Genomic DNA, 12,766 nt, shown 5'->3' with positions numbered 1-12,766 from the left:
ATCTCAGACCGGGTTTTCGGCCAGGAACTCCAGCACGCGCTTCTTGAACGCCTTGTCGCCGACGGCCAGCATGTGGTCGCGGCCCTCTATGTCGAACGCGACCGCCTTGGGCATCAGCGCGGCGAGTTCGGCTGCCGAGCCGCCGATGTCGTCGGTGGTGCCCACCGCCACCAGCGTCGGCTGGGTGATGCGGGACATGTCGGCTTCCGTCAGCAACTCGCGTGAGGTAGCGATGCAGGCGGCAAGCGCCCGCTTGTCGCTGCGCGTCTGGTCGGCGAAGGCACGAAACGACTTGCCGCGACGATGGGTGATCGTCTCCGGATCCTGTGCCAGCAGCGCCGAAGCGATCGGGTCCCAGTCGCCGACGCCGTCAACCATGCCAATGCCAAGCCCGCCGAACACCAGTGTCGCCACCCGCTCCGGTGCCTCGAGCGCCAGGAAGGCGGAGATGCGGGCGCCCATCGAATACCCCATGACATGGGCGCGCTCGATGCCGAGATGGTCGAGCAGCGCCAGCGCATCACCAGCCATCTTGCCCGGTGTGTAGTCGGCCTCGTCATAGCTCTTCGACGAGCCGCCATGGCCGCGATTGTCGAAGGCGATGGCGCGGTAGCCGGCCTCGGTCAGCGTCTTGAACCAGCCGGGCGACACCCAGTTGACGTAATGACTGGAAGCAAATCCGTGGATCATCAGCACCGGGTCGCCGCGACCGTTCGCCGGCGCCTGGTCGAGAAACGCCAGGTCGAAACCTTCGTGGGAAAAGTGATCGATTGCCATCGTTGCTCCGAATGGTCTTTGGCTGGGATCTCGCCTCAGCCGGGATTGCCAGCCGCGGCGGTGATCGCCCGATGCTTCAGCACGATGCCGTCGGCGATGCCGGTCCGTGCCGCCGTGCCGGCCTTGAGTTCAAGCACGAAACGCGCCGGTTCGTCAGGCGCGATGACGGCTTCCGAAAACGGCGTGCCCTGCTGGATGTCGAGCACCTTGCCGTCCGGGCCGACGAAAACGAGGTCGAGCGGCAGCGGCGTGTTCTTCATCCAGAAGCCGACCGGCTGGGTCTGCTCGAAGACGAACAGCATGCCCTGGTCGTCGGCAAGGTCCTTGCGGTGCATCAGCCCCATGGCGCGTTCGCCCGGTTCGTCGGCAACTTCGATGCGGAAGGAAACCTCGCCCTTGGCGGTGACCGCGACCAGCGGCTCGGGATCGGCCGGCAATGCCATCGCCTGCTGGGCAAGGACCGGCGGGGTCGAGGAGAGCGAAACGACAAAAACGGCTGCCGCAAGCCATGCGGCGCCGGTCATGCCAGCCAAAAGCGATTTACGTCTGGTCATACATTCCCCTGCGGCGGTCTCAGCCTAGTGCGAGACCGGCAAGGTTCCTAGATCGGGGTGAATTTCGGCAGCCATAAGGCCTTTGTCGCCCTTGCCGAAACGGACCAGGACAACCTGCCCCGGACGGAGCTCGGTCACGCCAAAGCGGCGCAGCGTCTCCATGTGGACGAAGATGTCCTCGGTGCCCTCGCCGCGCGTCAGGAAGCCGAACCCCTTGGTGCGGTTGAACCACTTGACCAGCGCGCGCTCCAGCCCGCTCTCGGCGGTCACGGCGACGTGGGTGCGCTGCTCCTGCATCTCGGCAGGGTGCACGGCGGTCGAATTGTCGATGGAAAGCACGCGGAAGGCCTGCAGGCCGCGGTCGCCCTGCTTGACCAGGCAAACCACGCGGGCGCCTTCGAGGGCGGTCTGGAACCCGTCGCGGCGCAGGCAGGTGACGTGCAGCAGCACATCGGTGGCACCGCCGCCATCGGGAAGAATGAAGCCGTAGCCCTTGGCCACGTCAAACCATTTTATGGCGCCGGAAACCTCGACGAGGCCGGCGCCATCAGCGATGTCATCATGCTCGAAAGCTTCGCGGCCTTCGCCGCTCCGCACCAAGAGAGAGGCCTTTTCCCCCATCAGAACGCCCCCTTTCCTTGCAAACGCCACTACTGATTCTTGAAATAAGATTAACACTTCCGCTTTGGACTTACGCAAGGGCCGTTCTGCCCTTTTTCGACTTGCCCACCAGATAGACACAAGCTTCGCGCCAGTTCCGCGGAAAAGTTGCCGCGGCGGTTGCCGAGTGCGCAGCACCCGCCCTATGTATCGGCCCGACATCCCCTGAACTTCTGAGGAACCGAGATGCGCTATCTGCACACCATGGTCCGCGTCAAAGACATCGACGCCTCGCTGGACTTCTACTGCAACAAGTTCGGCATGAAGGAGATCCGACGTTCCACCAACGAGAAGGGCCGCTACACGTTGATCTTCCTCGCCGGATCCGATGACGAAAGCGCCGGCGCCTCCCGCCAGGCCCCGCTGCTGGAGCTCACCTACAACTGGGACCCGGAAGACTATCAGGGCGGCCGCAACTTCGGCCATCTCGCCTACGAAGTCGACGACATCTACGCCACCTGCCAGGACCTGATGAACAAGGGCGTCACCATCAACCGCCCGCCGCGCGACGGCAACATGGCCTTCATCAAGTCGCCCGACGGCATCTCCATCGAACTGCTGCAGAAGGGCGAGCGGCAGACTCCGGCAGAGCCGTGGCTGTCGATGCCGAACACCGGTTCCTGGTAAAGGTTCAGGCCTTTCCGACCATGTCGAGCAAGGTCAGCACGGTGCGCCAGTTGCGCGCCGTGCCCGGCACCTTGAGCACCCGCGGCAGGACTTCGGCAAATTTCGACTTTCCGAGCCCGTCAGGGGCGTGCAGGTAAAGCACGTCGCCCTTGACCAGGAAGCGCTCCGGCCCGGTGCAGCGCTCGGCCAGCGGCGCAATTTCCTCAGGCGTCGGCGCGCGCTCCAGCGCATAGGCGTGCAGTTTGGTGTGGTCTTGCGCCGCCTCCGGATACGGGTTTTCCGCCACCAACCGCTCATACCAGGCGGCATCGCGCACCATGAGGCGGGAACGAAAGCCCCAGCGCTCCTCGAAGGCCTTTTCCAGTTGCGCGGTCAATCCGGCCGCAGCGCGATCGCCGGCCTTGAAGACGACGTTGCCGCTCTGAATATAGGTCGCGACACCGGTGAAGCCGAGCTCCTCGAAGAACGCCTTCAGCTCGGCCATCCTGACGATGCGGTTGCCGCCGACATTGATGCCGGAAAACAGCGCAACGAACACGCTCATATGATGAAGCCGCCGAGGGTCTCGTTGTCGGTGATGTCCTGATACTGCACGCCCTCGACGTCGAAGCGCGCTCGCAGCAGGTCGAAATTGCGCCGGTCCTTGGTCTCGATGCCGATCAGCACCGAGCCGAAGTTGCGCGCGGACTTCTTGAGATATTCGAAGCGGGTGATGTCGTCTTGGGGCCCCATGATCTCGAGAAAGTCGCGCAGGGCGCCGGGGCGCTGGGGAAAGCGGATGATGAAGTATTTCTTCAGCCCCTCGAAGCGCAGTGCGCGCTCCTTGACGTCGGGCAGGCGCTCGAAATCGAAATTGCCGCCCGAGACCACCGCCACAACGGTCTTTCCCTTCAGTTCCTTCTTCGAAAAATCCTTGAGCACGTCGATCGCCAGGGCGCCCGCCGGCTCGAGAACCACACCCTCGACATTGAGCATCTCGATCATCGTCGCGCAGAGCCGGTTCTCCGGCACCAGCTTGACCGCCTCGGCGGGGAATTCCTTGAGCAGGCGCAGAGGTTCGCGCCCGATTTCGGCGACGGCTGCGCCATCGACGAAATTGTCGACCTTGGCCAGCTTCACCCGCTTGCCGGTGGCGAGGCTGTCGCGCAGGCTTGGCGCACCCGCCGGCTCGCAGAAGACGAAGCGCGGCGCAGCGCCGGTCTCGGCGAAATAGCGCGTCACCCCCGCCGACAATCCGCCGCCGCCGACCGGCAGCAGCACGATGTCGGGAAGCTTGCCGCCAGGCATCTGGGCAGCAATCTCGAGCGCCACCGTCGCCTGCCCCTCGATGATGTCCTTGTGGTCGAAGGGCGGCACCATGTGGCCGCCCGAACCCTCGGCAAACTCGATCGCGGCGCGATAGCACTCGTCGAAGAAATCGCCGACCAGCCTGATCTCGACGAATTCGCCGCCGAACAGCTTGGTCTTGTCGATCTTCTGCTGCGGCGTCGTCACCGGCATGAACACCACGCCCTTCTTGCCGAAGTGGCGGCAGACGAAGGCAAAACCCTGGGCGTGATTGCCGGCCGAGGCGCAGACAAACAGCTCGGCCTGGTTGCCGGCGGCAAGCGCCTTGCGGAAGAAGTTGAGCGCGCCGCGAATCTTGTAGGAGCGGACCGGCGTCAGGTCTTCGCGCTTGAGCAGCACGCGCGCGCCAGTCTTGCGCGATAGATAGTCGTTCTCCTGCAGCGGCGTTTCTGGAAAGAGCTGCCTCACCCCCTCCGCCGCCAGCGAAACCTTTTCGGCAAAACTGGTCATGGCAACGGCACTCCTGAAACACGCGGGGCAAATGCTGTGGCCCGTCTCGATGCGCTATTGCATATTCGGCACGGCGAAGCCACAGTTCGGCTCCTGCCGTCAGGTTCGAACCGGCTCATTGGCTCGCCGCGATACATTTGGGGACACGTCTCGGTGAACAGAATAGCCGTCCGCGCCGCGATCCACATTGCGGCGGTCTTTGCCATCTACCTGTCCGTCGCAATGCTGATCCCGGCAGCCGTCGACCTCTATTACGACAATGACGACTGGCAGTCCTTCGCCTTCACTGCCATGTTCATGGGAGGCTTGGCGCTGGCGGTCGCACTCGCCACGCAGGGACGCACCCCGCCTGCCAACACCCGCTTCGGCTTCCTGCTGGTCAATTTCCTCTGGATCACGCTGGCGATCGCCGGCGCGGTGCCGTTCATGACCTCGTCGCTGGATCTCAGCGTCACCGATGCGTTCTTCGAGTCTGTCTCGGGGGTCACCACCACCGGCTCGACCGTGATCAACGGCCTGGACAGCGCTCCGCCCGGCGTCCTCATCTGGCGCTCGCTGCTGAGCTTCATGGGTGGCCTCGGCGTCATCGCGCTCGGCCTATTCCTGCTGCCGTTCCTCAACATCGGCGGCGTGTCCTACTTCAAGATCGAATCCTCCGACATCGAGGACCGGCCGTTCGAACGCTTCCAGACCTTCACTGTCAGCCTGATCGGCATCTACACGGTGCTGGTTGTCGCCTGCACCATCTCCTACGTGGCCGCCGGCATGGACGGCTTCCACGCCATCAACCATGCCATGTCGACGGTGGCGACCGGCGGCTTCTCGACCCACGACACCTCGTTCGTGCGTTATGCCGACAATCCCGCGATCCTGTGGACCGGCATCGTCTTCATGTTCATCGGCGGCCTGCCCTTCTCGATCATGATCCTGTTTGCGGTGCGCGGCCGTCTCGATGCGCTGCGCGATCCGCAGATCCGGGTCTATGCCGGCTATTGCATCGTCTTCGCCGTGGCGGTCGCAATCTACCTGCGCATCAACATGGGCATGCCGTTCTTCACGGCGCTGACCCATTCGACTTTCAACCTGATGTCGATCATCACCACGGCGGGATTTGCCAGCGACGACTACAGCCTGTGGGGGCCATTCGCCATCGGCTGCATCTTCGTCGCCACCTTCCTCGGCGGCTGCTCCGGCTCGACCACCGGCGGCATCAAGGCCTATCGCTTCCTTGTCCTGTTCGAACTCCTGTCCAACGGCTTGCGCCGCCTGATCTACCCCAACACGGTAATCCCCGTGCGCTACGGCGACCGAACCGTGCCCCCCGAGATGCAAAGTGCGGTGGTGCTGTTCATCGCCTCGTTCATGGTGCTGTGGGCCATCACCATCGTGCTGCTCAGCGCCACAGGGCTCGATTTCATCACCGCGGTCACCGGCTCGCTGACCTCGCTCACCAATGTCGGACCGGGCCTCGGCCCGATCATCGGCCCGGTCGGCAATTTCTCGTCGCTGCCCGACACTGCCAAGTGGATCTGCTCGGCGGCGATGCTGCTCGGGCGTCTCGAAATCCTCGCCGTGCTGGTCATCTTCACGCCGACTTTCTGGGGTCGCTAGATCCGTGAACTGGAATGCGGAAGCCCTTGTTTCCGCCACAATTTCGGCAATCGGGCAACAGTCGGCGAGCGACTTCCCCCCGGGCGGTCCTTTTCGACTGGACCCGACTTACTTCCGCCACTATCAGGCGGTCCCGAGGAAGGCACGCTGCACGCCTTGCCCGTCAGAGAGATCATCAAAAGTGTCACCGTCGAAGTTCTGCATAGCCCTTGCCGCCCTGTTTCTGTCCGGTTGCATCAACCAGCCGTCCGGCGAGCTTTTGACGGGCGCTGTCGTCAACGTCCCGGTTTCGGAGATCGCCGGCAACCATGCGATCTTCGTCGCATCGACGCGCGAACGCGCGAGCGACGACAAGCAGGTGTTCGATCGCGGCCGCTCGGCGACGCTCAACTTCGCACGCGTCAACGTCACCGTGCCGAAGATCCACCAGGTCGGCCAGATCGAGCGCCGCAAGAGCGGCAAGGATGCCGACCCGACCAAATACTTCACCGCCACCGACGCCGTCGGCTACGAGACGCAGCCGGAATTCTCCAAGGCGCTGAGCGCCGACATCGCCGCCCGCGGCGGCCGCGCCATGCTGTTCGTGCATGGCTACAACACCTCGTTCGACGCCGGCGTCTACCGCGCCACGCAGATCGCGCACGACTCTGGCTATACCGGCACGCCGGTGCTGTTCTCCTGGGCTTCGGGCGGCAGCACGACCGACTATGTCTACGACAAGGAAAGTGCCGCGGCGGCCCGCGACCAGCTGGAAGTGACGCTGCGAATGCTTGCTCAGTCGGGCGCGCGCCGCATCGACATCGTCGCGCATTCGATGGGCACCTGGGTCACCATGGAAGCGCTGCGCCAGCTGGCTTTGACCGGCGACCGCGACCTCGGCGGCAAGCTCGGCGACGTGGTGCTGGCCTCGCCCGACATCGACGTCGACGTGTTCAAGGCCCAGATGCGCCGCTACGGCAAGCCGACCAAGCCGTTTTTCCTGATGACCTCTGGCGACGACCGCGCACTCAAGCTGTCGGGGCTGATCGCTGGCTCCAAGCCGCGCCTCGGCGACTACAAGAATGCCGCCGACCTCGCCGAATATGGCGTCATCGTCGTCGACCTGTCCGACGCCAAGGGCGGCGACAGCTTCAACCACACCAAGTTCGCCGACAACCCGCAAATGGTGAAGCTGCTCGGCCAGCGCCTGCGCGCCGACGACGGCTTTGCCAGCGACCGCGAGGTCACCGACCGCATCAACATGCTGGGCGGCGGGCTGCAGTAGCACGCTTCGCCGACGTCTCCTTTCCCCTGTGGGGAGGGTAAGGGCGGGGGTGCCTCGCGAGCTCAGAACATCACATCGGGTGCAGGCAACTCGCCCCCACCCTTTGCCACTCCCCACAAGGGGAAGGAAATTCTGAAGCCCCGCTCAGATGAACAGATCGACCTTCTCGAAGGTCGTGACGTCGACCAGCCCGACATCCGAGATACGCAACTCGGGGATCACCACCAGCGCCAGCAGCGAGTGCTGCATGTAGGCGTTGTTGAGGCTGCAGCCCATGTCGCGCATCGCCTGGACCAGCCTGTCGGCCTTGGCGGCGACGATCTCGGCGCGTTCGTCCGACATCAGGCCGGCGATAGGCATTTCGACCAGCGCCAGTTCCTTGCCCTCCGAGAACAGCACCACGCCGCCGCCGACCTGCCCGAGCCGGTTGGCGGCCAAAGCCATGTCGGCCTTGTTGGTGCCGACAACGATCATGTGGTGGCTGTCATGGGCAACCGTCGAAGCCAGCGCGCAGTCCTTCATGTAGCCGAAGCCGGAAACGAAGGCGTTGGTCACCTGCCCGGTGGCGCGGTGGCGCTCGACGAGCGCGATCTGGCAGACGTCGTTGCGGCGGTCCATGGCTACCAGCCCGTCCTCGACGGCGAGGTCGGCCTCCAGCGCACGCGTCGGCGCCTGGTTCTCGATCACGCCGATGACACGCACGCGCACCTCGTTGGCGCCTTCCGGTGCCTTGATGTCGAAATCGGCGGCCCCGAGCTTCTTGCCCAGCTTGACCGTCTTCTTGGCCTCGGCCGGGTAGGCGTAGGCGGGAATGTCGATCTCCAGCTTGCCGGCCCTGGCGACACGCACGCCGCGGGCATAGACCTCGTCGATCTTGACTTCGGCGAGGTCGGAGACGATCAGCAGGTCGGCGAGCCGGCCCGGCGTGATCGAGCCCATCTCGCGCTCGAGGCGGAAATGCTGGGCGGTGTTGATCGTCGCCATCTGGATTGCCGTCACCGGCTTCAGCCCCTGCTGGATGGCGTGGCGCACGACGCGGTCCATGTGCCCCTCATGCACCAGCGTGCCGGAATGGCTGTCGTCGGTGCACAGGATGAAGCTGCGCGGGTCGATGCCCATCTCGGTCACGGCCTTGATCTGGCTGGCGACATCATACCAGGCCGAGCCCAGCCGCAGCATCGCCTTCATGCCCTGGCGGACGCGGGCAATCGCGTCCTCGGCGCGCGTGCCTTCGTGGTCGTCCTCGGGGCCGCCGGCGACGTAGCCGTGGAACGCCAGACCGAGGTCACGCGAGGCATAGTGGCCGCCGACCGTCTTGCCAGCCTTGACCGTCTCGGCGATCTCGCCCGACATGACCGGGTTGTTGGCGGCAACGCCAGGGAAGTTCATCACCTCGCCCAGGCCGATGATGTTCTCCCAGGTCATCGCCTCGGCAACGTCCGCGACAGTCAGCGCAGCACCCGCATTCTCCAGCCCCGGTGCGGACGGCACGCAGGACGGCATCTGCACATGCACGTTGATTGGCATGGCGAGTGCCTCGTCATGCATCAGCCTGACGCCCGGCAGGCCGAGCACGTTGGCGATCTCGTGCGGGTCGATGAACATTGAGGTCGTGCCGTGCGGGATCACCGCGCGGCAGAACTCGGTCACCGTCACCATGCCGCTTTCGACATGCATGTGCGCGTCGCACAGGCCGGGCACCAGATAGCGGCCGCCGGCATCGACCACCTTGGTGCCCTGGCCGATGGCGTGGCTGGCGTTGGGTCCGCAATAGGCGAAGCGGCCGGCGACGATGGCAATGTCGGTGCCGGCAATGATCTCGCCCGAATGCACATTCACCCAGCGGCCGTTGCGGATGACGAGATCGGCCGGCAGACGGCCCATGGCGACGTCGACCAGCACCGGAGCGGTCTCGGTCCAGGGGCGCGGCTTGGCGAAGGCGGATTTGTTGGGCATTGCTGGGATTCCTGACTGCTTTGCCCGACTGTAACGAAAGCCACGGCGGAAAACAGGGCCTTGGTTGTTTGGCCACGCCCGCCCGCTATACTCGTCACGCCAAACAGGTCCGGTCAGCTTCGATGCCGCCATTTCTCAAATCACGCCGCTGGTTGTGGCCGGGACTCGCCGCGGCGGTGCTGGCGGCGGCGATCGTGTTTTTCGGCGGCGCCTTCGCCAACCGGATCTACCTCGACGAAGCGGCGTCGCGCGGCGAGACCACGCTGCGCCTGGCGGTGGCGGCGCTGTCCGGCCAGATGAACCGCTTCGAGCCATTGCCCGAACTGATCGCCGACCACGACGACATCAAGGAGCTGGTCAGCGACCCCGACAACCCCGTCCTGCGCGCGCGCGCCAACGATTACCTCAAGGAAATCAACGCGCTACTCAAGTCCTCTGACATCTATGTGTTGATCCCCGGAGGCGAGACGATCGCGGCGAGCAACTACGACCTGCCGCTCAGCTTCGTCGGTGAGAACTTCTCCTACCGGCCCTACTACCAGGATGCCATTCGCGGCAATCTCGGGCGTTTCTTCGCGCTCGGCACCACCTCCCTCAAGCGCGGCTACTATTTCTCCTCGCCTGTCCGCATCGGCATGGAGATCCGCGGCGTCGTGGTCTTCAAGGTCGACATCGACGCCATCGAGGCGTCGTGGAAGGGCGGCGACCACGAGATCATCGTCACCGACCCCGAAGGCATCATCTTCATGAGCGGGCGGCCCAACTGGCTCTATGCCAGCCTCAATCCGCTGACCGACGAGCGGCGCGCCCGAACCGAGGCGTCGCGCCGCTATGCCGATGCCATGCTGCGCGACCTGCCGGTGGCACGAAATACGGCCGAAGACGGCCGTGCCCTCCTTCGCATCACCGAGGACGGCAAGTCGCGTGAATTCCTCGAACTGGCCGAGGAAATGCCCGAGGCGCGCTGGACAGTGCGCGTGCTGGCCGACACCGCCTCCGCCCATGCGCAGGCGCTGACGGCCGTGGTCTCGGCGCTGCTCGCGCTCAGCCTCGCGGGCCTGGGTGGCGCCATCATCCTGCAGCGCCGCGCCCGCCTCGCCGAGCGCATGCAGCTCCAGCAAAGCGCCCAAGTCGAGCTCGAACGACGGGTCGAGGAACGCACCGCCGACCTCGCCCAGGTCAACAGCCGGCTGGAGACGGAAGTCGCCGAGCGCCGCACCGCCGAACAGCAGCTCAGGCAGACGCAAGCCGACCTGATCCAGGCCGGTAAGCTCGCCGCGCTCGGCCAGATGTCGGCGGCCCTTTCGCACGAGTTCAACCAGCCGCTGGCGGCGGTGAAAACCTACGCCGACAATGCCGCCACGCTGATCGACCGCGCGCGCATCGACGAGGCCCGCGACAATGTCTCGCGCATTTCGAGCCTCGCCGACCGGATGGCCTCGATCAGCCGGCACCTCAGGAATTTCGCCCGCAAGCCCAACCAGAAGCTCGGCCCGGTCGCGCTCGACGAGGTGGTGCGCGACACCGGCGAGATCGTGGCCTGGCGCCTCAAGGCCGCCGATGCGGCGCTGACGGTGGATCTCGGACCGGCGCCGCTCGCCGTCAAGGCCGGCTCCGTCCGGCTGCAGCAGGTGCTGGTCAACATCATCACCAACGCCGCCGATGCCATCGAAGGCCTTGCCGACCGGCGCATCGAGCTTGCCGCGCGGCGCAAGGGCTCAAGGGTCGCCATCACCATCCGCGACCACGGGCCCGGCGTGCCGGCAGCGATTGCCGAACGCATCTTCGACCCGTTCTTCTCGACCAAGGGCGTGGGCAAGGGCCTCGGACTGGGACTTTCCATTTCCTACAATATAGTCAAAGACTTCGGCGGAACCCTTGCGGTTTTGAATCATCCTGAGGGGGGCGCCTTGTTCACCATCGAGCTCGACGCGGCACGCGCTGCGGTGCGTGAGGCAGCCGAATGAAACCGCCCATCGTCCTGCTGGTCGACGACGAGGACGAGTTGCGCCGCTCGACGGCCCAGTCGCTCGACCTCGCCGGCTTCACCGTCCAGGACGTCTCGTCGGCCGAACGCGCGCTCGACTTCATCACGCAAGGGTTCAACGGCGTCGTCATCACCGACGTGCGCATGCCGGCCATGGACGGCATGACGCTGATGGGCCGCATCCGCGAGATCGACGCCGACATCCCGGTCATACTGGTCACCGGCCACGGCGACGTGCAGCTCGCCGTGCGCGCCATGCGCGAAGGCGCTTATGATTTTCTGGAAAAGCCCTTCGTCACCCAGCACCTCACAGAGATGGCGGCGCGCGCCATCGACAGGCGCAGCCTCGTGCTGGAAAACCGCGAGTTGCGCGCAGTGGCGGGAAAGCGCGACGACATCGAGGCGCGCCTGCCGGGGCGCAGCCAGGCCATGGTCGACCTGCGCTACAGGCTCCGCGCCATTGCCGCCACCGACGCCGACGTGCTGATCATCGGCGACACCGGCACCGGCAAGGAGGTGACCGCACGCGCCCTGCACGACATCAGTGCCCGGGCGACGAAGCCGTTCGTCGCCATCAATTGCGCCGCGCTGCCCGAAACGCTGATCGAGAGCGAACTGTTCGGCCACGAGGCCGGCGCCTTTCCCGGCGCGCTGCGCCCGCGCTTCGGCAAATTCGAGCACGCCCGCGGCGGGACGGTGCTTCTCGACGAGATCGGCTCGATGCCCGCCGACCTCCAGGTCAAGCTGCTGCGCGTCATCCAGGAGCGCGTCATCACCCGCCTCGGCTCAAACGAGCCGATCGCGCTCGACGTCCGCTTCATCGCCACCAGCAAGGTCGACCTCGACGCCGAGGTCGCTGCCGGCCGCTTCCGCGCCGACCTGCTCTACCGGCTCAACGTGGTGACGCTGCGCATGCCGGCATTGTCGTCGCGGCGCGAGGACGTGCCGCTGTTGTTCCTGCAATTGGCGCGCGAGGCAGCGGCGCGCTACCGCCGCGACGACGTCGACGTGCCGCCCCGGGCCATCGCCGAAGTCGCCCGGCGCGACTGGCCGGGCAATGTGCGCGAACTGCGCAACGCCGCCGACCGCTTCGTGCTCGGCCTCGGGCTGCAGCTGCCCGACGGCCCGGCCGAGGCCAATGGCAACGGCGACCGCCTTGCCGACCGTGTTGCCGACTTCGAGAAGAACGCGATCTCGGCCGCGCTGACCGCCCATGGCGGCAGCCTCAAGCCGGTCTACGAGCAGCTCGGAATCTCGCGCAAGACGCTCTACGAAAAGATGCAACGCTACGGCCTCGACAAGAATCGCCTGGGCGCTGCGGATGGTCTGGACGAGTGAACGCGCTTCCGATGTGTGGAAACGCACACACGTAAGCGCAGCGATGTTACCTTTTTCACCCATTCGCACGATGTTTGATGATTATTGCCGGCTCGAATTCACTGCATGCATTGCAGTGCGTCCGCGCCAGCGGTCCTAATTGCCCATCCACCGCCGGCGCAGGGAGGCACCAGGCGCGGGTGGAACCACAGACCA

General features: G+C 65.3%; 11 protein-coding genes. 5 read left to right on the top strand and 6 right to left on the bottom strand.

From position 1 onward, the window contains the following. Positions 1–3: 3 nt before the first annotated feature. The 3 genes from ASC75_RS03860 to ASC75_RS03850 are packed head-to-tail and all read right to left on the bottom strand — an operon-like array spanning position 4 to position 1,952. Positions 4–771 (bottom strand): alpha/beta hydrolase, encoded by a 768-nt coding sequence (locus ASC75_RS03860; protein WP_162244890.1) that lies wholly within the window; start codon positions 769–771, stop codon positions 4–6. A gap of 41 nt (positions 772–812) precedes the next feature. Then, positions 813–1,331, bottom strand: a complete 519-nt coding sequence (locus ASC75_RS03855; protein ID WP_055970705.1) for a DUF192 domain-containing protein — start codon at positions 1,329–1,331, stop codon at positions 813–815. A gap of 24 nt (positions 1,332–1,355) precedes the next feature. Further along, positions 1,356–1,952, bottom strand: coding sequence for a cold-shock protein (locus ASC75_RS03850; RefSeq protein ID WP_055970704.1), 597 nt, complete (start codon positions 1,950–1,952; stop codon positions 1,356–1,358). A 225-nt stretch (positions 1,953–2,177) separates the two neighbouring features. Here ASC75_RS03850 and gloA point away from each other — a divergent pair, with 225 nt between their 5' ends. After that, positions 2,178–2,618, top strand: coding sequence for a lactoylglutathione lyase (gloA, locus tag ASC75_RS03845; RefSeq protein ID WP_055970703.1), 441 nt, complete (start codon positions 2,178–2,180; stop codon positions 2,616–2,618). A gap of 4 nt (positions 2,619–2,622) precedes the next feature. Here the strand turns inward: gloA and ASC75_RS03840 are convergent, their stop codons facing one another. Further along, positions 2,623–3,162, bottom strand: coding sequence for a DUF1697 domain-containing protein (locus tag ASC75_RS03840; RefSeq protein WP_055970702.1), 540 nt, complete (start codon positions 3,160–3,162; stop codon positions 2,623–2,625). Next, a complete protein-coding gene (gene ilvA, locus ASC75_RS03835) occupies positions 3,159–4,415 on the bottom strand; it encodes a threonine ammonia-lyase IlvA (protein ID WP_055970701.1) in 1,257 nt (418 codons plus the stop codon). Before ilvA ends, ASC75_RS03840 begins: the two co-directional genes overlap by 4 nt. A 153-nt stretch (positions 4,416–4,568) precedes the next feature. Between ilvA and ASC75_RS03830 the strand changes: the two genes are divergently transcribed. Continuing rightward, positions 4,569–6,026 carry a TrkH family potassium uptake protein gene (locus tag ASC75_RS03830; RefSeq protein ID WP_055970700.1) on the top strand — a complete coding sequence of 486 codons (1,458 nt, stop codon included), beginning with the start codon at positions 4,569–4,571 and terminating at the stop codon, positions 6,024–6,026. A gap of 181 nt (positions 6,027–6,207) precedes the next feature. Further along, the gene (locus ASC75_RS03825; protein ID WP_055970699.1) at positions 6,208–7,290 is read left to right on the top strand and encodes an alpha/beta hydrolase; all 1,083 of its coding nucleotides are present in this window, start codon (positions 6,208–6,210) and stop codon (positions 7,288–7,290) included. Positions 7,291–7,434: 144 nt separating this feature from the next. Here ASC75_RS03825 and ade read toward each other — a convergent pair whose 3' ends face one another. Further along, positions 7,435–9,246 carry an adenine deaminase gene (gene ade / locus ASC75_RS03820; RefSeq protein WP_055970698.1) on the bottom strand — a complete coding sequence of 604 codons (1,812 nt, stop codon included), beginning with the start codon at positions 9,244–9,246 and terminating at the stop codon, positions 7,435–7,437. Between the two features lie 122 nt (positions 9,247–9,368). On the opposite strand from ade, the gene ASC75_RS03815 reads away from it, so the two are divergent. Next, positions 9,369–11,213, top strand: a complete 1,845-nt coding sequence (locus ASC75_RS03815) for a sensor histidine kinase (protein WP_082496384.1) — start codon at positions 9,369–9,371, stop codon at positions 11,211–11,213. Continuing rightward, positions 11,210–12,571, top strand: a complete 1,362-nt coding sequence (locus ASC75_RS03810; RefSeq protein WP_055970697.1) for a sigma-54 dependent transcriptional regulator — start codon at positions 11,210–11,212, stop codon at positions 12,569–12,571. The genes ASC75_RS03815 and ASC75_RS03810 overlap by 4 nt, the downstream gene beginning before the upstream one ends. Positions 12,572–12,766 lie beyond the last annotated feature (195 nt).

Origin of the sequence: Aminobacter sp. DSM 101952 (assembly GCF_001424795.1) — a bacterium.
Lineage (GTDB): Bacteria > Pseudomonadota > Alphaproteobacteria > Rhizobiales > Rhizobiaceae > Aminobacter > Aminobacter aganoensis.
This window is presented reverse-complemented; position numbering and strand designations above follow the sequence as displayed.

What these genes read in the sequence shown, in the direction of transcription:
- ade (WP_055970698.1), bottom strand. Translation starts at nt 9,246, where the DNA reads ATGCCCAACAAATCCGCCTTCGCCAAGCCGCGCCCCTGGACCGAGACC.
- ASC75_RS03855 (WP_055970705.1), bottom strand. Translation starts at nt 1,331, where the DNA reads ATGACCAGACGTAAATCGCTTTTGGCTGGCATGACCGGCGCCGCATGG.
- ilvA (WP_055970701.1), bottom strand. Translation starts at nt 4,415, where the DNA reads ATGACCAGTTTTGCCGAAAAGGTTTCGCTGGCGGCGGAGGGGGTGAGG.
- ASC75_RS03810 (WP_055970697.1), top strand. Translation starts at nt 11,210, where the DNA reads ATGAAACCGCCCATCGTCCTGCTGGTCGACGACGAGGACGAGTTGCGC.
- ASC75_RS03840 (WP_055970702.1), bottom strand. Translation starts at nt 3,162, where the DNA reads ATGAGCGTGTTCGTTGCGCTGTTTTCCGGCATCAATGTCGGCGGCAAC.
- gloA (WP_055970703.1), top strand. Translation starts at nt 2,178, where the DNA reads ATGCGCTATCTGCACACCATGGTCCGCGTCAAAGACATCGACGCCTCG.
- ASC75_RS03850 (WP_055970704.1), bottom strand. Translation starts at nt 1,952, where the DNA reads ATGGGGGAAAAGGCCTCTCTCTTGGTGCGGAGCGGCGAAGGCCGCGAA.
- ASC75_RS03815 (WP_082496384.1), top strand. Translation starts at nt 9,369, where the DNA reads ATGCCGCCATTTCTCAAATCACGCCGCTGGTTGTGGCCGGGACTCGCC.